Below are 17526 nucleotides of genomic sequence, written 5' to 3'. Positions count from 1 at the left end.
TTATGCCCCATGTGATCACCCAGTCGTGTTGTAGCGACGGGTCCTGTGTCTACGCGTGTCCGGTGAACTGCATCCATCCGTCACCGGATGAGCCGGGCTTCGCCACGGCCGAGATGCTCTACATCGATCCCGAGGCCTGTGTGGACTGCGGCGCGTGCGTGAGTGCGTGCCCGGTCGGCGCGATCGCGGCCGATACCCGGCTGACCGAGAAGCAGCTGCCGTTCATCGAGCTCAACGCGGCCTTCTACCCGAAGCGCCAAGGCAAGTTGCCGCCGACATCCAAGCTGGCGCCCGTGATCGCGGCGCCGAGGGTGGCCGCTCATTCCGGTGGGCCGTTGACGGTGGCGATCGTGGGCTCCGGTCCGGCGGCCATGTACGCGGCCGACGAGCTGCTGACGCAGCGGGGCGTGCGGGTCAATGTCTTCGAGAAGCTGCCGACGCCCTACGGGCTGGTACGGGCCGGCGTCGCGCCGGACCATCAGAGCACCAAGCAGGTGACGCGGCTGTTCGACGTCATCGGCAGGCAGCCGGGATTCAAGTTCTTCCTCAACGTCGAGGTGGGCAAGCACCTGTCGCATGCCGACCTGTTGGAGCATCACCACGCCGTGTTGTACGCGGTGGGCGCGCCCAACGATCGTCGCCTCGAGATCGACGGCATGGGCCTGCCCGGCACCGGGACCGCCACCGAGATGGTGGCCTGGATCAACGGGCACCCCGAGTTCACCGGCCTGCCCGTGGACCTCAGCCATGAGCGGGTGGTCATCGTGGGCAACGGCAACGTCGCATTCGACGTGGCCCGGATCCTCACCACGGATCCGGATTTGTTGGCCCGTACCGATATCTCCGATCACGCGCTGGCGGCCCTGCGCACCTCGAAGGTTTCCGAGGTGGTGATCGCGGCCCGCCGTGGCCCCGCGGAGTCGGCCTTCACGCTTCCCGAGCTGATCGGTCTGACCGCCAGCTGCGACGTCGTGCTCGATGAGGCCGATCACCAGCTGGTGGTGGCGGACCTGGCTCGTGAGACCGATCCGTTGACGCGCAACAAGCTGGAGATCCTGGCCAAGCTGGGCAATGCCTCCGCACCGCAGACCCGGCCGCGGATCCGGCTGGCCTACCGCCTCACCCCGCAGCGGGTGCTCGGCGAGGACCGGGTGAGCGGTATCGAATTCGGGGTCACCGGCACCGAAGAGGTGCGCACGTTCGATACCGGGCTGGTGCTGACCTCAATCGGTTACCGCGGCAAGGCTATTGCCGATCTCCCGTTCGACGACGACGCTGCCGTCGTGCCCAACGACGGCGGACGCGTCCGGGACACGTCCGGCGCTTATGTCGCCGGCTGGATCAAGCGCGGGCCCACCGGCTTCATCGGCACCAACAAGTCGTGTGCGGCGCAGACCGTGCACCGGCTCGTCGACGATTACAACGCCGGTGCGCTGACCGATCCGGTGCACAAGCCGGCCGCCTTGGAGAAGCTGGTGCGGACGCGTCAGCCCGCCATGGTGGATGCCGCCGGGTGGCAGGCGATCGACGCCGCGGAGATCGCCCGGGGCGGCGAGGACCGGCCGCGGGACAAGTTCACCGCGGTCGACGAGATGATCGCGGTCGCCGCGACTGCGCCGAAACCGACGGTGCGGCAGAAGGTTCTGTCGGGCCTGCGCTAGTCCGGCGCGTTGAATTCGAATCCACGTGCGGTGGGCACCGCGATCAGGTCGGCGCACGCTCTCGGCTTAAACCGGGTGATGAACTCGTCCTCCTGGGCGGCCCACCGGTCCCAGTGCGGACGGTAGGTATCGCCGTCGCGCTCCAGTGCCCGGCGCTTGCGCTCGGCATCGTCGGCGTCGACCCAGATGCCCAGGTCGGCGCACGCCCGGGTCTTCGGGGTGAGCGCACCGATGCCCTCGACGATGAGGCGTTGCCCCGGCTCGACGGAGTGCCAGTGGCTGGGCGCGCCCGTCACCCAATCCCATCGCCGCCAGCGCCCGGTGTGCCCGGCGGCCCGCGGCTCGAGCAGCGATCGTCGTAAATGCTCTGCGGCCCACAGCAGTCCGTCCCAGCCCGGGTAGATATCGTCGAGCCGGACGACGATGCTGCCGGCCCAGTCGTCGTGCAGCTCGACGGCCAGCGTCGACTTGCCCGACCCGGAACGCCCGTCGATCAGGACCGTCGTCGCGGCCGCACCGAGGCGGCCCACGATGTCATCGAGTGCCAATGAAGTTCCACGTCCCGCACGCCACCGACACCGTGATCGCGGCCCCCGCGATCACGAATCCCGCCGCGATCAGGGCGAATTCGCGTGCCCCGAAGGGTGACGGGCGCGCCCAGGTCCGCTGCGGGTAGGCGCCGAACCCGCGCGCCTCCATCGCGGTGGCAAGCTTCGATCCGCGGCGCACGGCGAACACCAGCAGGGCGAAAGCCTGCCCCGCTATCCGCCGCACCCGGGCGTGGTCGGCCACGCCGCGGGCGCGACGGGCGTAGCCGAGGTACTGCCAGTCCTGCCCGAGTAACCCGACCATGCGCAGGCCGGCCAGCGCGCCGAGGACGAACCGGGCCGGGAGCCGCAGCACCTGCCCCAAACCGTAGGCCAGCTCGGTCGATTCGACGTCGATGAACAGGATGACCGACGGCAGTGCGATCGCCAGCACGCGAAGAAACGTCGCCACCGCGAGGGCGATGGACCCGTCACTGATCGTGACCAGGAAGAAATGCCAGTAGACGGTTCCGCCGGTCTGCCCGTAGAGCAGGATGGTGACGGCGGTGAGAGCGGCCGCGACGAGGACCACGACGCCGCGGGTCAGCGCCGCGCGGAGCCGCACCCCGACCGCGGCGAACAGCACGATCTCACCGACGAGTGCGGTCAGGGCCGAAACCCAGTCCACCGAAAGCACCAGGGCGGCCGCGATGATCAGGGCGGTGAGCAGTCGCGCGACCGGATTGATCACGACGTCGCCTCCGCGGTGGGCTCCCAGTCCGGCAGTTCGATGCGGGCGTCGGCGAGCAGGGCGGCGAAGTCGAGATCGTGGGTGGCCGCGACGACGGCCGTTCCGGCATCGGCGATCTCGGCCAGTAGCCGGGTCAATTCCTCCCAGGTGCGGCGGTCCTGCCCGAATGTCGGCTCATCGAGGATGATCACCCTGGGCGCGGTGGCCAGCATCGTGGCCACCGACAGCCGGCGCTTCTCTCCTCCGGAGAGGGTGTAGGGGTTCACCGCGGCGAGGTGGGTCAGGTGCAGCCGTTCGAGTAGCTCGTCGGTACGGGCGGTGATCTCGGCGGTGCCGAGCTTGATCGCCTTGGGGCCCAACGCGAGTTCGTCGCGCACCGTGCCGGCGAGGAACTGGTGCTCGGGATCCTGGAACACGCTGCCGATCCGGGTGAGCAGTTCTTTCGACCGCCACTTGACCGGCTTGCGGCGCGACGGGGAAGGGGCGAAGTCGGCGTGCGCCTCGAGGCGGCCGCCGGGCACGGGCAACAACCCGCCGATGGTGAGCGCCAGCGTCGACTTGCCCGCCCCGTTCGGGCCGGTGATCACCGTCGTCTGGCCGGGTGTGATCTCGAAATTCAACCCGACGTGCATCGGGGGATCACCAGGATGCGCCAGCGCGAGATCTACTGCGTACAGCAATGATTCGGCCGTCGGAGACCGGTGGCGGGTGATCTCGGGCAGTGGGGTATCAGGTACCCAGACCCCGGATCCCACCAGATAGTCGTGGTGGCGCCGGATGGTCTGATCCGGTGTTCCGTCGGCAATCACCCCACCGTCGGCGCCGAGCACGATGACCCGGTCGATGACCGGCAGCCACACCTCGGTGCGGTGCTCGATGACGATGAGCGTCGCACCGGTGCGCGCAACCGATTCGGCAACGGCGTCGCGCACTTCGATGACACCGGCGGGGTCGAGGTTGGCCGTGGGTTCGTCGAGCAGGATGAGGCCGGGATCCATGGCGATCACCCCGGCCAGCGCCAGACGCTGCTTCTGCCCGCCGGACAGCTCCGAAGTGGATTGGGACAGGCCGAGATTCAGCCCGACGGCGTCGAGCGCGGCTCGGACGCGGGGCCAGATCTGTTCCCGTTCCACGCCGAAGTTCTCCATGCCGAAGGCGACGTCGTCGCCGACCCGGGACAGGATCACCTGGGAGTCGGGATCCTGCAGCACCATCCCGATCCGGTGGCGTTGCTCACCTGGCGGGCCACCGTCGACCAGTAGTTCGCCGGTCTGGTGGCCTTCCTCGGCTCCGCCGAGCAGGCCGGCAATGCCGTGCAGCAGAGTCGATTTCCCGGCCCCGGACGGCCCGAGCAGCAGTACCCGCTCGCCGGGTTCGATCCGCAGATCGAGGTCCCGCACGGCCCAGCTGGCGCGTCCGGCATGGCACCAACCCCAGCTGTGCGCCGTGACGGTGGTTCCGGCGCCGTGCGGTGGGCTCATCGAGCGTGGGGGCCGATCCGGCCCGCGGCGAATCGGCTCAACGCCCCGGTCTTCGCCAGACCCCTGACCGCGTACCAGGACAGCAGGCCGGCGACGAGGGCACCGGAGACGACCGCCGAGACGGTGTAGATCGCCGCGAAGGTGTTCGCCGAACCGGGGTACCACAGGATGAGGTCGTTGACGGCCAGGGCCAATCCGGCGACGGCACCGGCGAGCAGCGCGACGGGCAATCCCCAACGGCGGTACAGGAACACCGCGAAGACCAGTTCCGCGCCGAGGCCCTGTACCAGGCCGGATTCGAGGGTGAGTACACCCCACTGGTTGCCGACCAAGGCCGACACCGTGGCGGCGACCAGCTCGCCGTACAGGGCAGCGCCCGGTTTGCGGATCACCAGGGCGGTGAGCACCCCGGCGAACAGCCAGCCCCCGGCGAGCAGTGCCTGTAGGCCGGGAAGCAGCGCCGTCAGCGGCGCGCTGATCGGGTTGGAGGCGATGTTCCACACGACGAACACCAGGCCGGCCGCCGTCGCGAGGACGCTGGCGACGACGATGTCCACGACCCGCCAGCGCAGCGCCTGGGCGGCCGGCGTGACGTCGGTGGGCTGGGTGTTCATCGGGCTCCTTCGTGGCGTATCGCGAGGAGACCAGTATGAACTGCGCGAAGCCGACCGGATGACGCCACGGTGTCGTCGGTCACCAGAGGTCGCCGACGCGCCAATCGCAGATCAGGGGCACTGACGTCGTGAAACCGAGAGCCGTGCTGTCCGTCGGGAACAGGAAGATCAGGTCGGTTGGATCGGAGGTGTCGATCACCCCGTCGGGGGTGTCCGCCTGGGTCGGGCCGTCCCACCGTTGCCAGCCGCGGCCGGCATAGAACCCGGCGGCGTCCTCCATGGCGTTGAGTGCGCCGAGGTCGTGTCGGGTGCGGATGATGGCCTCTGTCTGATCCATCAGCAGGCGGCCCAAACCGCGCCCCTGCTGGTCGCCGCGCACGGCGACACCTTCGACGTAACCGGTGTCGAAGGTGTCGTCCGCGTGGCGCAGCGTGCGGGTCACCACCGCCGAGTGGGCCAGCAATTCGCCATCCTCGGTGATCACCACGTGCACGCCGTCGACACCATGCAGCCAGTCATGCGGACGGAAGCCGTCACCGAATGCCGAGCGGACCAATATCTCGGCCGAACTCAGGACGTCGCGGCCCAGTTCTCCGGGCTCCGCGATCAGAACGTCGATCACCGGCTCAGGATGCCACCCCGCGGGCTACTGCCCCGACTGCATGGCCTGTGCGATCTCCTCGGGGCTGACCTCGCGGACCGGCTGACCGAGTGACCACAGCTGGCCGAACGGATCGCGCACGACGCCGTAGCGGTCACCCCAGAACTGGTCTTCCAGCGGCATCACGACCTCTGCGCCGGCGTCGACCGCCTTGGCGAACATTGCCTCGACATCGGTCACGGTGAGGTGAATCGTCACGGGGCTGCCGCCCAGGGCCTTGGGTGTCGACGGCTTGCCGTCGTTGTACTCGGGAAAGTCGTCATTGAGCATGACCGTGGACCCGTTGATGGTGAGTGCGGCGTGAACCAGCTTGCCGTCGGGCCCGGGCACCCGGCCCAGCTCGGTGGCGCCGAACGCCTTGACGTAGAAATCGATTGCTGCTGCGGCGTCGTCGACAACCAGGTGCGGAATGACTGCGGGAGTTACTTCGATCGCCATGTTCTTCTCCTGAATAGTGAGCGGATTCAATGCAGACCCGCGCGGCGGGCGGATCTCATCGCCGGACAAGTCCCATGCAACCACCGGGGTCTGACATGCGCACGAACCGCGAACCTGCGCTCGGTGGCGGAAATGGCCCTGATCTCGTCAGCGACCGTGATTTCGGCGGGCCGAGTCAGGTGACGGAGAACGTCCGCGGCAGCTCAGCGCGTCCGGTCAGCGCCATCAGCACGGTCTCGCCCTCGCCTGCCGCCACCGCGATCTGCGTGGCGAGCACACTGGCCGCCTCCAGCACCTCCGCCGGCAGGTCCGCCGAAAGGCCTGTGGCCCGGGCGATGTCGAGGCTGTGCACAGCGAGCTCGAAGATGCGGGTCGGCAGGTAGCCGCTCAACCGGATGCCGAACCCGCCGATGACGGTGATCAACGGATCGCCCGCCTCGTCGATGTCGTCGAGGGCGCGGCTCGCCAGCGCGTCCACCGCCGCGGCGGGATCGGAGCCGAGGTCGTGCCCGGCCTGACGGCCTCGCTCGATGATGGCTTCGGCGCCGGCGTCGGACATGAATCCGCGCATGGCCGCGTAGTACTCCACCGGACCGGCCAGATCGGCCGTCGACGCAGGGGTCTGCAGATACGTGCTGACGGTGATCAGTGAGCGCGAGGTGTGGCCCACCAGGGCGCGCAGATCCCACTCGCCCAGGCCGGGGCGAGCGAACGAGTCCGCCGGCAGCACCTGCACCAATCGGGCGAAAGCATGTGCTGCCGAGGCGAATACGTCGCGGGCGCCGGTCATGTCGTGGCGATCTTGTCCCATCCGGCGACCGTCTCCACGCTGCGCGGTTCGGGGCCGATGTAGATGGCGGCCGGACGCACGAGTTTGCCGAGCCGTTTCTGTTCCAGGATGTGCGCGCACCATCCGGCGGTCCGCCCGCAGGTGAACATCGCGGGCATCATCGAGGCGGGCACCTGGGCGAAGTCCAGGATCACCGCGGCCCAGAACTCGACGTTCGTCTCGATGGCCCGGTCCGGGCGGCGCTCACGAAGCTCGGCCAGTGCGGCCTGCTCCAATGCGGCGGCCACCTCGTAGCGGGGTGCCTCAAGGCGTTTGGCGGTGGCCCGCAGCACCCGCGCCCGCGGATCCTCGGCGCGGTACACACGGTGCCCGAAGCCCATGAGCTTGTCGCCGCGATCCAGGATGCCCTTGACCACCGCGCGGGCGTCGCCGGTCTTCTCGACTTCTTCGATCATCGGGAGCACCCGGGCCGGGGCACCGCCGTGCAGCGGCCCGCTCATCGCGCCCACCGCACCCGACAGAGAGGCCGCGACGTCCGCGCCGGTCGAGGCGATCACCCGGGCGGTGAACGTCGATGCGTTCATCCCGTGCTCGGCGGCGGTCACCCAGTAGGCGTCGATCGCCTCGACGTGCTTCGGGTCGGGGTCGCCCTGCCAGCGCGTCATGAAACGCGCTGTGACCGTGTCGCATTCGTCGATCGTGCGCTGGGACACGGCGGGCTGGTAGATGCCGCGGGCGGATTGGGCGACGTAGGACAGTGCCATCACCGAGGCCCGGGCCAACTGGTCACGCGCGGTGGTGTCGTCGATGTCCAGCAGCGGCGCGTAGCCCCAGATCGGTGCCAGCATGGCCAGCCCGGCCTGGACGTCGACCCGCACGTCGCCACTGTGGATGGGCAGCGGGAACGGCTCGGCCGGGGGCAGGCCCGTGCCGAAGCTGCCGTCGACCAGAAGTCCCCAGACATCCCCGAAGGTGACCCGGCGGGTCACCAGTTCCTCGATGTTCACGCCCCGGTAGCGCAGCGCGCCGCCGTCCTTGTCCGGTTCGGCGATTTCGGTGGTGAAGGCGACGACGCCTTCGAGGCCGGCAACGAAGTCTTCCGGTACAGCTGGCATGGCCAGATTCTTGCACCAACCCCAGGCGTAGCGTTACCGCGGTGCCCATACCCCCTGGACAAACCCCTGGACACGACGACCATGACCTGGCTGCCATGCGCGTGGACTACGTCGAGAAGGACGGCTGTGGCGACCTGGACCTCGACTGGCTCGGCGACGACCCGGTAACCGGGTGGCTGAGGCTGCTGCGGACCTGGCTGGCCGACGCGTACCGCGCCGGCGTGGCCGAGGCCAATGCCATGGTGGTGGCCACCACCGACGATGCGGGAAGACCGGTCACCCGAACGGTGTTGTGCAAGAGCATGGACGAGACGGGCATCACGTTCTACACCAACTATGACTCTGACAAGGGCACTCAGCTGGCGGCGAATCCCTATGCGTCGGCGACGTTCCCTTGGTACCGGCTGGGTCGTCAGGTCCATGTACGCGGTTCGGTCACCAAGGTGAGCCGTGCGGACACCGAGGCGTACTGGTCCAAGCGCCCCCGCGGTTCTCAGCTGGGTGCGTGGGCGTCGCAGCAGTCCGGTCCGATCGCATCGCGTGAGGCACTGCTGGCCCAGCTCACCGAGGTGACCGAGCGGTTCGCCGACCTCGAAACCGTTCCGGTGCCGCCGAACTGGGGTGGATATCTGATCGCTCCGGAGAGCGTGGAGTTCTGGCAGGGCCGGGAGAACCGGGTACACAACCGAATTCGTGTGATCGGTAGTCGAGCGGAACGCCTGCAGCCATGATCCTGCCCTCGCTTCGCTCGCCCAGCCGTAGTGCGTAGGTTCTTCGCCGACACCACGCCGCTGCGCACACGGGATTTCCGGCGGCTGTGGTTGGCCGGAATCCCGACCGTCATCGGCGCGAACCTGACCATCTTCGCGGTGCCGGTGCAGCTGTACGTGCTCACCGAGAACTCGGCCTACGTGGGGTTGGCCGGTCTGTTCGCGCTGGTACCGCTGGTGGTTTTCGGGCTGTGGGGTGGCGCCTGGGCTGACGCGATGGACCGCAGGCTGTTGCTGATCATCGCCTCGATCGGATTGGCCGGGGCCTCGGTGCTGCTGTGGCTGCAGGCCGCGCTGGCACTGAACAACGTGTGGGTGGTGCTGTGCCTGCTGGGTGTGCAGCAGGCGTTCTACGCCGTCAACAGCCCGACGCGCTCGGCGGCCATTCCGCGGATGCTGCCGGGCGAGCAGTTGCCCGCGGCGAATTCGCTGAACATGACGGTCATGCAGTTCGGCGCGATCGTCGGCCCGCTGATGGCCGGGTTCCTGCTGAACTGGGTGGACCTGTCGACGCTGTATCTGATCGACGCCGTGACCTGCCTGGCGCCGATCTGGGCGACTTTCCGGCTGGCGCCGATGCCGCCGGCGAGCACCGAGGAAGGCGCCTCCCGCTGGGGCCTGACGGCGGTGCTGGACGGCTTCCGGTACCTGGCCGGCAACCGGGTGGTGTTGATGTCGTTCGTCGTCGACCTGGTGGCGATGATCTTCGGGATGCCGCGCGCGCTGTTCCCGCAGATGGCGCACGAGAGTTTCGGGGGCCCGGTCTCGGGCGGCACGGCGATGGCGTTGCTGGCGGCGGCGATGTCCGCCGGCGCGGTGGCCGGCGGAGTGTTCTCGGGTTGGCTGCCGAGGATCCGCAGGCAGGGGCTGGCCGTGGTGCTGGCCATCGTGGTGTGGGGCGTGGCGATGGTCGGGTTCGGTATCGCGGGCGGAATGGCGCACGGACAGGCCGGGTTGGTGTTGTGGATTGCGTTGGCGTTCTTGGCGATTGGCGGGGCCGCCGACATGGTGTCTGCTGCGTTCCGGTCGACGATCCTGCAACAGGCCGCGTCCGATGAACTGCGCGGCCGGCTGCAGGGCGTGTTCACGGTCGTGGTCGCCGGTGGCCCGCGGCTGGCCGACACCCTGCACGGCGCGGCGGCAGCAGCGGTGGGCACGACGGTCGCCGCGGCCGGTGGCGGTGCACTGGTGGTCGTCGGCGTGGTGATCGCGGCGCTCGCGGTGCCGGCGTTCGTGCGCTACCGGGTGACTGCGAGCGGAGCGGGTGATGCAGCCACTGCGGGCGGTATGGCCACTGTGAGCAGGGCCGGCGAGCCGCAGGATCAGTCCGAGGCTGACAAAGTATGACCACCGGCGAATGGCACTCAGCGCCACATAGTTGCCGAAATGGACCGGAAAGCAGGCCTTTGAGCGATAGCATCCGATCTCGTGGTTGACGTTGTGCGGCAGGCTGAGACGGGTTTGCGGGAGCGTAAAAAACAGCGCACCCGGGCGATGTTGATCGAGGCTGCCATCGATCTGTGTGACCGTCAGGGGTTCGAGCAGACCACTGTGGAGCAGATCGCCGCGGTCGCGGATGTGTCCCCGCGCACGTTCAGCCGCTACTTCGCTACCAAGGACGCCGTCGTGCTGGCGTTCGTCGACGAGGTGATCGAGATTGTCGCGATCGAACTCGAGGCGCAACCGGCCGGAATCGGCGATATCGAGGCGCTGTACCGGGCCCACCTGCAGGCGTTCCTCAAGACCAAGACCGCGCCGCCCACCCAACTCACATCCGATCGGCTGCTGGCCTCGGCGCGCATCATCACCTCGTCGCCGGCGCTGATCCAGTCGGCTTCGGAGTTCCGGGCGGATGCGGTAAATGCGGTGCTGGCACGGCGGATGGGGGTGCCCGGCGACGATCGCCGGCTCAAACTGACGGCCGTGGTGTGGGGATCGATCATCATGACCGGCATCGCTGAGCTGGGATCTCGGGCGGATTGGGACACCGTGACCGTGGATGACATCGTCGAGCGGATCGAATCGACGTACGCCGATTTCCTGGAGGTTGTCGCGGGCGTGGAGCAGCGTCCCGACCGAGGCTGAGCCGTTTGCAGTGACCCGTTAGTAACCCCCCGCGGGCAGCGCAGATCGATTGCGACTACCTTTTGTAGAGCAGTTGTCGGTTCCCAGGACGATGAAGGGATTCCCGTGGCCGAAAACCCGTCGAGTGGGCAGGAGATTGCCACTCTCAAGTACCCCGGTGGCGAGATTGATCTCGATATCGTCCATGCCACCGAGGGCAGTGACGGCATCGCGCTTGGTCCGTTGCTGGCCAAGACCGGCTACACCACGTTTGATGGTGGCTTCGTCAACACCGCTTCCACCAAGTCTGCGATCACCTACATCGACGGTGATGCCGGCATCCTGCGTTACCGCGGTATCCCGATCGAGCAGCTGGCCGAGAATTCCACGTTCATCGAGGTCAGCTACCTGCTGATCTACGGTGAGCTGCCGACGGCCGAGCAGTTGGAGTCGTTCACCACCCAGATCCAGCGGCACACCCTGCTGCACGAGGATCTCAAGCGGTTCTTCGACGGCTTCCCGCGCAATGCGCATCCGATGCCGGTGCTGTCCAGTGCGGTCAACGCGCTGAGCGCGTACTACCAGGATTCGCTGGATCCGCTGGACAAGAAGCAGGTCGAGCTGTCGACGATCCGGTTGCTGGCGAAGCTGCCGACGATCGCGGCGTATGCCTACAAGAAGTCCGAGGGGCAGCCGTTCCTGTATCCGGACAACTCGCTGACGCTGGTGGAGAACTTCCTGCGGATGACGTTCGGTTTCCCGGCCGAGCCGTATGAGGTGGATCCCGAGATCGTCCGCGCGCTGGACATGCTGTTGATCCTGCACGCCGATCACGAGCAGAACTGTTCGACCTCGACGGTGCGTCTGGTGGGCTCGTCGCAGGCCAACCTGTTCACCTCGATCTCCGGTGGCATCAACGCGCTGTGGGGCCCGCTGCACGGCGGCGCCAACCAGGCCGTGCTGGAGATGCTGGAGAAGATCCGTACCGGCGACGACGACGTGCAGACCTTCGTCAAGAAGGTCAAGAACCGCGAAGACGGTGTGAAGCTGATGGGCTTCGGTCACCGGGTGTACAAGAACTACGACCCGCGGGCGCGCATCGTCAAGGAGCAGGCCGACAAGATCCTGGGCAAGCTGGGTGGCGACGATGAGTTGCTCGACATCGCCAAGCAGCTCGAAGAGATCGCGTTGACCGACGACTTCTTCATCGAGCGCAAGCTCTACCCGAACGTCGATTACTACACCGGCGTGATCTACCGGGCAATGGGCTTCCCGACCCGCATGTTCACCGTGCTGTTCGCCCTGGGCCGGCTCCCGGGCTGGATCGCGCACTGGCGTGAGATGCACTCGGAGCCCAACAAGATCGGCCGCCCGCGCCAGATCTACACCGGCTACACCGAGCGCGGCTACGTAGACATCAGCAAGCGCTGAGTTTCTCTCCGCGAGCAGACACAAAACTGCCCCTTTTCACGCGAAAAGGGGCAGTTTTGTGTCTGCTCGCGCAGTATCTGTCAGCGCACCGCGATCGCGGCGCCGCCGGTGAGCGCCAGTAGCTGCGCGTAGGTCAGGGGCATGACCGAATCGGCGGTGCCCGCGGCCGTCCAGATCACCGGGTAGGACGCCAGGGTCTGATCGACGACGGTGCGTAGCGGTGCCGGATGGCCTGTGGGCGCGACGCCGCCGATGACCTGTCCTGTCGCGTTGCGCACGAGTTTCGGGTCGGCCTTGCGGATGGCAGTGGCCCCGAGATGGTCGGCGACGACGCCGGTGTCCACCCGGGCGGCACCGCTTGCCATCACTAGCAGCGGTTCGCCGTCGCATTCGAACACCAGGCTGTTGGCGATGGCTCCGACCTCGCAGCCCAGCTGTTCGGCGGCTGCCGCTGCAGTCTTGGCGTCGGCGTCGAGGATCATGATGGCCGGTTCGATGCCGGCGGCGGCCACTGCCGCGGCGACGAGGGAGTTCCGTTCGTTCACGGTGACGATTCTGTCGGATCGGCGCGCATCGCGCTCAGACTATTTCTCGTGGCGGACAACACCGTTCATCATCGTCAGCTTGACCTCGGCCTGGTGGATCTCGTGCGGCGGGATCGCGGTGAGGTCCTTGTCGAGCACGACCAGATCGGCCAGCTTGCCCACTGTGATGGAGCCGAGGTCGATCTCGCGGCGCAGTTGGTAGGCCGGGCCCATGGTTTGGGCGGTGATCGCCCGGTCGAGGGTCAGCCGTTCCTCGGGCCGAGGAAGCGGCGTCTGGTCAGGCTTGCCCAATTCCTGCCTGGTGACGGCGATCTCGATCGCTTCGAGTGGACAGAAGGTGCTGTAGTAGCTCGCGGCCGGCCAGTCGGAGCCGAAGGACAAGCGGGCGCCGCCGTCGGACAGTGACTTGAACGGGTACATGCGATCGGCCCGCTCCGGCCCGAGGCGCACGGTTGTCACGTTGCGCCAGTGGGGGTCCGGTGTGGCCCACTGGGCCGAGACCTGCGCGATGACACCAAGCTCGCCCAACCGCGGAATATCCTGTGGGTCAACACATTGCAGATGTGCGATGGCATTTCGCCGGTCGCGTTGCGGATTGGTCTTGGCGGCGGCCTCGATCGCGTCGAGCGTCATGCGGGTCGCTCTGTCTCCGATGCAGTGCACGTGGACGTCGATTCCCTGCGCGTCGGCGCGCTTGACGACGTCGTTGACCTGTTCGGCGGAGAACAGCGGCTGGCCGCTGGTGCCGGGCTGGTCCGCATACGGCGCGAGCATCGCCGCGGCGCGTCCGGCGTCCACGCCGTCCATCACGATCTTCAGCACGTTGACGTGCACCAGCTCAGTTTGTGGCCCTTCGCGCAGCGCCAGGATCTTGGGCAGCGGGTCGACGTTCGGCTGGTTGTAGTAGTAGCTGCCGGTGACCCGGAACGGGAGCTTGCCCGCGGTCTCAAGGTCGCGGTAGTGCCCGAAAGCCTTGTCCTCCGGCATGATCTCGACGCCGGCGTCGAACATCGAGGTGATGTCGGCCTCCGATGCCCTGGGCGCCCATTGGGCCAGCGATTCGGCGACGAACGCCTCGTCCATCGGCACCACCGAATTCAGCACCTGCATGTAGGCGGGCACCTCGACGAGATACCCGGTCGGCGTGCCGTCGGGATCGCGCTGGAACACACTGAAGCCCGGAACCGGATCGGCGGAGTCCTTGGTGATCCCGGCGAGCTCGAGGGTCTTGGTGTTGACCCATGCCGAGTGGGCGTCGATCGCGATCAGCAGCACCGGCCGGTCCGGCCAGATCGCGTCGAGGTCCTCGCGTCTGGGTCCGGTCGCGGGGAATGCGTCGTAGCGCCAGCCGAAACCGCGTACCGGGCCGCCTCCGGCGACGGTGGGTGCATAGTTGCGCAATGCCGCGAGGATGGCGTCGCGTGTGTCGAACTGGAGGTCCACTCCGCGGGTGATGGCGCTGGGCCGGCGAACCGCTGCGGCGGGTTTCGACTTGCCTCCACGATAGTTGTAGTTTCACAATAGTTGTGTGAATACAACTGTCGGCTCGCTCAGCGCACGGCGCAAGGCGATCATCCTCGTCTCGTGCTGTCTGAGCCTGCTGATCGTGTCGATGGACGCCACCATCGTGAACGTCGCACTTCCGAGCATCCGTGAGGATCTGAGTGCGTCACCGTCGCAGCTGCAGTGGATCATCGATGTCTACACGCTGGTGCTGGCTTCGCTGTTGTTGCTGGCCGGCGCGACGGGCGACCGGTTCGGTCGCAGGCGGACATTCCAATTGGGGCTGACGATCTTCGCGGTGGCCTCGCTGCTGTGCAGCCTGGCCCCCAACATCGAAACCCTCATCGCGGCCCGCTTCCTGCAGGCCATCGGCGGTTCGATGCTCAACCCGGTGGCCATGTCGATCATCACCCAGGTGTTCACCGGCCGGGTGGAGCGCGCCCGCGCGATCGGTGTGTGGGGCGGGGTGGTCGGCATCTCGATGGCACTCGGCCCGATCGTGGGCGGGGCGCTGATCCAGTACGTGGACTGGCGCGCGGTGTTCTGGATCAACCTGCCCATCTGCGCCCTGGCCGTCGTGCTCACCGCGATCTTCGTCCCCGAATCGAAGTCGGCGACCATGCGCGATCTCGACCCCATCGGCCAGGTCCTGGGCGTGGCATTCCTGTTCGGCGTCGTCTTCGTGCTCATCGAGGGCCCGGGGTTCGGTTGGACGGACCCGCGCACCCTCGCCGTCGCAGTCGTCGCGCTCGTGGCCCTGGTGGCGTTCCTGCGCTACGAATCGCGCCGCAGGGACCCGTTCATCGACCTACGGTTCTTCCGCAGCGTGCCGTTCGCCTCGGCCACCCTGATCGCGGTCTGTGCGTTCGCCGCGTACGGGGCCTTCCTGTTCATGATGTCGCTGTACCTGCAGACCGAGCGCGGCTACTCCGCGATGCACACCGGCTTGATCTACCTGCCGGTCGCGGTGGGCGCGCTGATTTTCTCGCCGCTTTCGGGCCGTCTTGTCGGCCGGTACGGCAGCCGGCCCTCGCTGCTGGTGTCGGGAGCGACGATCACCGTGGCCGCCATTCTGCTGACCCGGCTGACCGGCGACACCCCGGTGTGGCAGCTGGTGGTCATGTTCGCGGTGTTCGGCATCGGGTTCTCGATGGTCAACGCGCCGATCACCACCACGGCGGTCAGCGGTATGCCGCTCGATCGCGCCGGTGCGGCCTCCGCGGTGGCCTCCACCAGCCGTCAGGTCGGCGTGAGTGTCGGTGTGGCGCTGTGTGGTTCGGTGGCGGGGGCGGCATTGGCCGGAACCGGTGCGGAATTCGCCGCGGCCGCCCGGCCACTGTGGTTCGTCTGTGCCGCACTGGGTTTGGTGATCTTCGTCCTGGGCGTCATCTCCACCACACCGCGGGCTTTGCGTTCCGCGCAGAAGTTGGCGCCGCTGATCGGTCAGCACCATGTCCCGGAGGTGACCCATGTCCGGTGACGGGCAGGCCGAGTTGGCCGACGAGGTGTGGCGCGCCCTGACCGCGTTGGTGTTCGACCACCGTGACCGGTGGCGGCGTGCGGTGATCGAGCGAACCGGACTACCGTTCAGCCGTATCCGCATCCTGACACGGCTGGCGCGCGAACCGCTGACGGTCAAGCAGCTGGCCTACGCGGCGACGGTCGATGCCCCGGCGGCCACGGTCGCGGTCAACGACCTTGAGGAGCGCGGGCTGGTGGTGCGTGAGGTCGACCCGGCCAACCGGCGCTGCAAGCTGGTTTCGCTCACCGACGCCGGGCGCGCATTGCTGGCGCGCATCGACCGGGTCGAGGACCCGGCGCCGGAAGTGCTCGCAGCGCTCGACGCCGGGGACCTCGAAGCCCTGCGGGTGATCCTGCGCAAGGTCACCGGGCCGTAGCCGTGTCGATCGGGATCAGCTCTCGCCCCACCCGCCCTGCACCATGGTCTGGAACTTCCAGTCGCCGTCGCACTTGACCAGCAGATCGCCGTAGCGCACCTGCTGGCTGAACCCGTCGGCGGTGAACGTCGCGTCGGTGATGACGAACACCAGGTTCTCGTTGATGAAGTGCGGCGTGCGCGTCGACTCCATCGCGAAATCGGTGCTCTGGCCCAACTGTTCGGCCATCTGGGCGATGAACCCGGCGCGGTCGACGGACTCGGCGCTGCCGTCGGTCACTTCGTTGAGCGGAAACATCGCCTGATCCGCCATGCCTTCGACGTCCTTGTTCAGCGCCAGTGCGTCGTAGCGGGCGAACCAGGCCAGCACCGAGTCGACATCGGCGGTGGTGGGGGTGAATTCACAGGCCTGTGGCGTGGTCATCATGGGGCTCCTCGGCGGTAGAATTACTCTGTACGACATATACTGTACATAGTACAGAGAGGATGGGTGGCGTGGCAGAACGCGCAGGAGGGGACCGCAGCAGTGCCGGCGATCCGGTACGCACGCTCGAACTGCTCTGGCGTGAGCCCGGTCAGGGCGCTCGCACTCGCGGCCCGAAGCAGCGCACGACGGTGGACGCGGTGGTCGACGCCGCCATCCGGATCGCCGATGCGGACGGCCTTGATGCGCTCACGATGCGGGCGGTCGCCGGGCAACTGGGTGTGACGCCGATGGCCACCTACACCTATGTGCCGGGCAAGGCCGAACTGCTGGACCTGATGGTCGATACCGTGTACCGGCAGATGCCGCGCCGCGACTTCGCCGGAAGGCCGTGGCGGGAAAAGGTTTCCATGATCGCCGAGGACAACCTCGCGATGTTCGAGAGGCACCCCTGGATCACCTACCTGCCCACGACCCGCCCGCCGCTGGGCCCGGGCATGATGGCGAAGTACGACCACGAGCTGAGCGCGTTCGATTCACTCGGACTCACTGACCTCGACATGGATTCGGCCCTGACGTATGTGTTGGGCTTCGTGAACTCGGTGGCCCGGATCGCCATCGATTCGCGCCGGGCCGCAGCCGACAGCGGCCAGAGTGACGGGCAGTGGTGGGAACGCGTCGGCCCGCTGCTGGAGCGTGTCCTCGACGGTGACAGGTACCCGTTGGCCTCACAGGTGGGGGCGGCGGCCGGTCAGGCATTCGACGCGGCCTACAGTGCCGCGCACGCCTACGAGTTCGGGTTGGCGCGTGTGTTGGACGGGCTGGCCGACCTCATCGACGCCGGCTGAGCCTGT

General features: G+C 67.6%; 19 protein-coding genes. 8 read left to right on the top strand and 11 right to left on the bottom strand.

The annotated features are described in order from the left end of the window. The first annotated feature begins 2 nt into the window (after positions 1 to 2). On the top strand, positions 3 to 1661 hold the full coding sequence (locus ACWEFV_RS17290) for a 4Fe-4S binding protein (protein WP_450071058.1): 1659 nt from the start codon (positions 3 to 5) through the stop codon (positions 1659 to 1661). On the opposite strand, the gene ACWEFV_RS17285 is transcribed toward ACWEFV_RS17290, so the two are convergent. The 8 genes from ACWEFV_RS17285 to ACWEFV_RS17250 all read right to left on the bottom strand — a co-directional run bounded on the left by ACWEFV_RS17285 (position 1658) and on the right by ACWEFV_RS17250 (position 8038). Next, positions 1658 to 2209: a hypothetical protein gene (locus tag ACWEFV_RS17285; RefSeq protein ID WP_450071057.1), complete on the bottom strand. Its 552-nt coding sequence runs from the start codon at positions 2207 to 2209 to the stop codon at positions 1658 to 1660. The genes ACWEFV_RS17290 and ACWEFV_RS17285 overlap by 4 nt on opposite strands. Further along, positions 2196 to 2939 carry an energy-coupling factor transporter transmembrane component T family protein gene (locus ACWEFV_RS17280; RefSeq protein WP_450071056.1) on the bottom strand — a complete coding sequence of 248 codons (744 nt, stop codon included), beginning with the start codon at positions 2937 to 2939 and terminating at the stop codon, positions 2196 to 2198. The genes ACWEFV_RS17285 and ACWEFV_RS17280 overlap by 14 nt, the downstream gene beginning before the upstream one ends. Beyond that, entirely contained in the window at positions 2936 to 4420 is a 1485-nt protein-coding gene (locus ACWEFV_RS17275; protein ID WP_450071055.1) for an ABC transporter ATP-binding protein, read from the bottom strand. The genes ACWEFV_RS17280 and ACWEFV_RS17275 overlap by 4 nt, the downstream gene beginning before the upstream one ends. Further along, complete coding sequence (locus ACWEFV_RS17270; RefSeq protein WP_135452695.1) at positions 4417 to 5034, bottom strand: ECF transporter S component; 618 nt, start codon at positions 5032 to 5034, stop codon at positions 4417 to 4419. The genes ACWEFV_RS17275 and ACWEFV_RS17270 overlap by 4 nt, the downstream gene beginning before the upstream one ends. Positions 5035 to 5113: 79 nt before the next feature. Further along, positions 5114 to 5656, bottom strand: a complete 543-nt coding sequence (locus tag ACWEFV_RS17265; RefSeq protein WP_450071054.1) for a GNAT family N-acetyltransferase — start codon at positions 5654 to 5656, stop codon at positions 5114 to 5116. A gap of 24 nt (positions 5657 to 5680) precedes the next feature. Next, the gene (locus ACWEFV_RS17260; protein ID WP_135452697.1) at positions 5681 to 6133 is read right to left on the bottom strand and encodes a VOC family protein; all 453 of its coding nucleotides are present in this window, start codon (positions 6131 to 6133) and stop codon (positions 5681 to 5683) included. Between the two features lie 175 nt (positions 6134 to 6308). Beyond that, a complete protein-coding gene (locus ACWEFV_RS17255; protein ID WP_450071053.1) occupies positions 6309 to 6944 on the bottom strand; it encodes a maleylpyruvate isomerase family mycothiol-dependent enzyme in 636 nt (211 codons plus the stop codon). After that, positions 6920 to 8038: a citrate synthase 2 gene (locus tag ACWEFV_RS17250; RefSeq protein ID WP_450071052.1), complete on the bottom strand. Its 1119-nt coding sequence runs from the start codon at positions 8036 to 8038 to the stop codon at positions 6920 to 6922. Before ACWEFV_RS17250 ends, ACWEFV_RS17255 begins: the two co-directional genes overlap by 25 nt. A 95-nt stretch (positions 8039 to 8133) precedes the next feature. On the opposite strand from ACWEFV_RS17250, the gene pdxH reads away from it, so the two are divergent. The 4 genes from pdxH to ACWEFV_RS17230 all read left to right on the top strand — a co-directional run bounded on the left by pdxH (position 8134) and on the right by ACWEFV_RS17230 (position 12303). Next, positions 8134 to 8769: a pyridoxamine 5'-phosphate oxidase gene (gene pdxH / locus ACWEFV_RS17245; protein WP_450071228.1), complete on the top strand. Its 636-nt coding sequence runs from the start codon at positions 8134 to 8136 to the stop codon at positions 8767 to 8769. Positions 8770 to 8799: 30 nt separating this feature from the next. Beyond that, positions 8800 to 10155 (top strand): MFS transporter, encoded by a 1356-nt coding sequence (locus ACWEFV_RS17240; RefSeq protein ID WP_450071051.1) that lies wholly within the window; start codon positions 8800 to 8802, stop codon positions 10153 to 10155. Positions 10156 to 10236: 81 nt separating this feature from the next. Then, positions 10237 to 10893 (top strand): TetR family transcriptional regulator, encoded by a 657-nt coding sequence (locus ACWEFV_RS17235; protein WP_450071050.1) that lies wholly within the window; start codon positions 10237 to 10239, stop codon positions 10891 to 10893. Between the two features lie 105 nt (positions 10894 to 10998). Next, positions 10999 to 12303 carry a citrate synthase gene (locus ACWEFV_RS17230; protein ID WP_450071049.1) on the top strand — a complete coding sequence of 435 codons (1305 nt, stop codon included), beginning with the start codon at positions 10999 to 11001 and terminating at the stop codon, positions 12301 to 12303. A gap of 80 nt (positions 12304 to 12383) precedes the next feature. Here ACWEFV_RS17230 and ACWEFV_RS17225 read toward each other — a convergent pair whose 3' ends face one another. Both ACWEFV_RS17225 and ACWEFV_RS17220 read right to left on the bottom strand, forming a co-directional pair. Then, positions 12384 to 12848 (bottom strand): YbaK/EbsC family protein, encoded by a 465-nt coding sequence (locus tag ACWEFV_RS17225; RefSeq protein ID WP_450071048.1) that lies wholly within the window; start codon positions 12846 to 12848, stop codon positions 12384 to 12386. A 39-nt stretch (positions 12849 to 12887) separates the two neighbouring features. Further along, positions 12888 to 14291, bottom strand: coding sequence for an amidohydrolase (locus tag ACWEFV_RS17220; protein ID WP_450071047.1), 1404 nt, complete (start codon positions 14289 to 14291; stop codon positions 12888 to 12890). Positions 14292 to 14376: 85 nt separating this feature from the next. Here ACWEFV_RS17220 and ACWEFV_RS17215 point away from each other — a divergent pair, with 85 nt between their 5' ends. Beyond that, positions 14377 to 15831 carry an MFS transporter gene (locus ACWEFV_RS17215; RefSeq protein WP_450071046.1) on the top strand — a complete coding sequence of 485 codons (1455 nt, stop codon included), beginning with the start codon at positions 14377 to 14379 and terminating at the stop codon, positions 15829 to 15831. After that, positions 15821 to 16249, top strand: coding sequence for a MarR family winged helix-turn-helix transcriptional regulator (locus tag ACWEFV_RS17210; protein ID WP_450071045.1), 429 nt, complete (start codon positions 15821 to 15823; stop codon positions 16247 to 16249). Before ACWEFV_RS17215 ends, ACWEFV_RS17210 begins: the two co-directional genes overlap by 11 nt. Positions 16250 to 16264: 15 nt before the next feature. Here ACWEFV_RS17210 and ACWEFV_RS17205 read toward each other — a convergent pair whose 3' ends face one another. Beyond that, positions 16265 to 16675: a nuclear transport factor 2 family protein gene (locus ACWEFV_RS17205; protein ID WP_450071044.1), complete on the bottom strand. Its 411-nt coding sequence runs from the start codon at positions 16673 to 16675 to the stop codon at positions 16265 to 16267. Positions 16676 to 16734: 59 nt separating this feature from the next. Between ACWEFV_RS17205 and ACWEFV_RS17200 the strand changes: the two genes are divergently transcribed. Then, a complete protein-coding gene (locus ACWEFV_RS17200) occupies positions 16735 to 17520 on the top strand; it encodes a TetR/AcrR family transcriptional regulator (protein ID WP_450071043.1) in 786 nt (261 codons plus the stop codon). The last annotated feature ends 6 nt before the right edge of the window (positions 17521 to 17526 follow it).

This window comes from Mycobacterium sp. NPDC004974 (assembly GCF_053600815.1).
This window is presented reverse-complemented; position numbering and strand designations above follow the sequence as displayed.

Bases quoted from the DNA above. Each gene is read 5' to 3' on its own strand.
- ACWEFV_RS17200 (WP_450071043.1), top strand. From the start codon at position 16,735: ATGGGTGGCGTGGCAGAACGCGCAGGAGGGGACCGCAGCAGTGCCGGC.
- ACWEFV_RS17275 (WP_450071055.1), bottom strand. From the start codon at position 4,420: ATGAGCCCACCGCACGGCGCCGGAACCACCGTCACGGCGCACAGCTGG.
- ACWEFV_RS17260 (WP_135452697.1), bottom strand. From the start codon at position 6,133: ATGGCGATCGAAGTAACTCCCGCAGTCATTCCGCACCTGGTTGTCGAC.
- ACWEFV_RS17270 (WP_135452695.1), bottom strand. From the start codon at position 5,034: ATGAACACCCAGCCCACCGACGTCACGCCGGCCGCCCAGGCGCTGCGC.
- pdxH (WP_450071228.1), top strand. From the start codon at position 8,134: ATGCGCGTGGACTACGTCGAGAAGGACGGCTGTGGCGACCTGGACCTC.
- ACWEFV_RS17250 (WP_450071052.1), bottom strand. From the start codon at position 8,038: ATGCCAGCTGTACCGGAAGACTTCGTTGCCGGCCTCGAAGGCGTCGTC.
- ACWEFV_RS17255 (WP_450071053.1), bottom strand. From the start codon at position 6,944: ATGGGACAAGATCGCCACGACATGACCGGCGCCCGCGACGTATTCGCC.
- ACWEFV_RS17205 (WP_450071044.1), bottom strand. From the start codon at position 16,675: ATGATGACCACGCCACAGGCCTGTGAATTCACCCCCACCACCGCCGAT.
- ACWEFV_RS17210 (WP_450071045.1), top strand. From the start codon at position 15,821: ATGTCCGGTGACGGGCAGGCCGAGTTGGCCGACGAGGTGTGGCGCGCC.
- ACWEFV_RS17290 (WP_450071058.1), top strand. From the start codon at position 3: ATGCCCCATGTGATCACCCAGTCGTGTTGTAGCGACGGGTCCTGTGTC.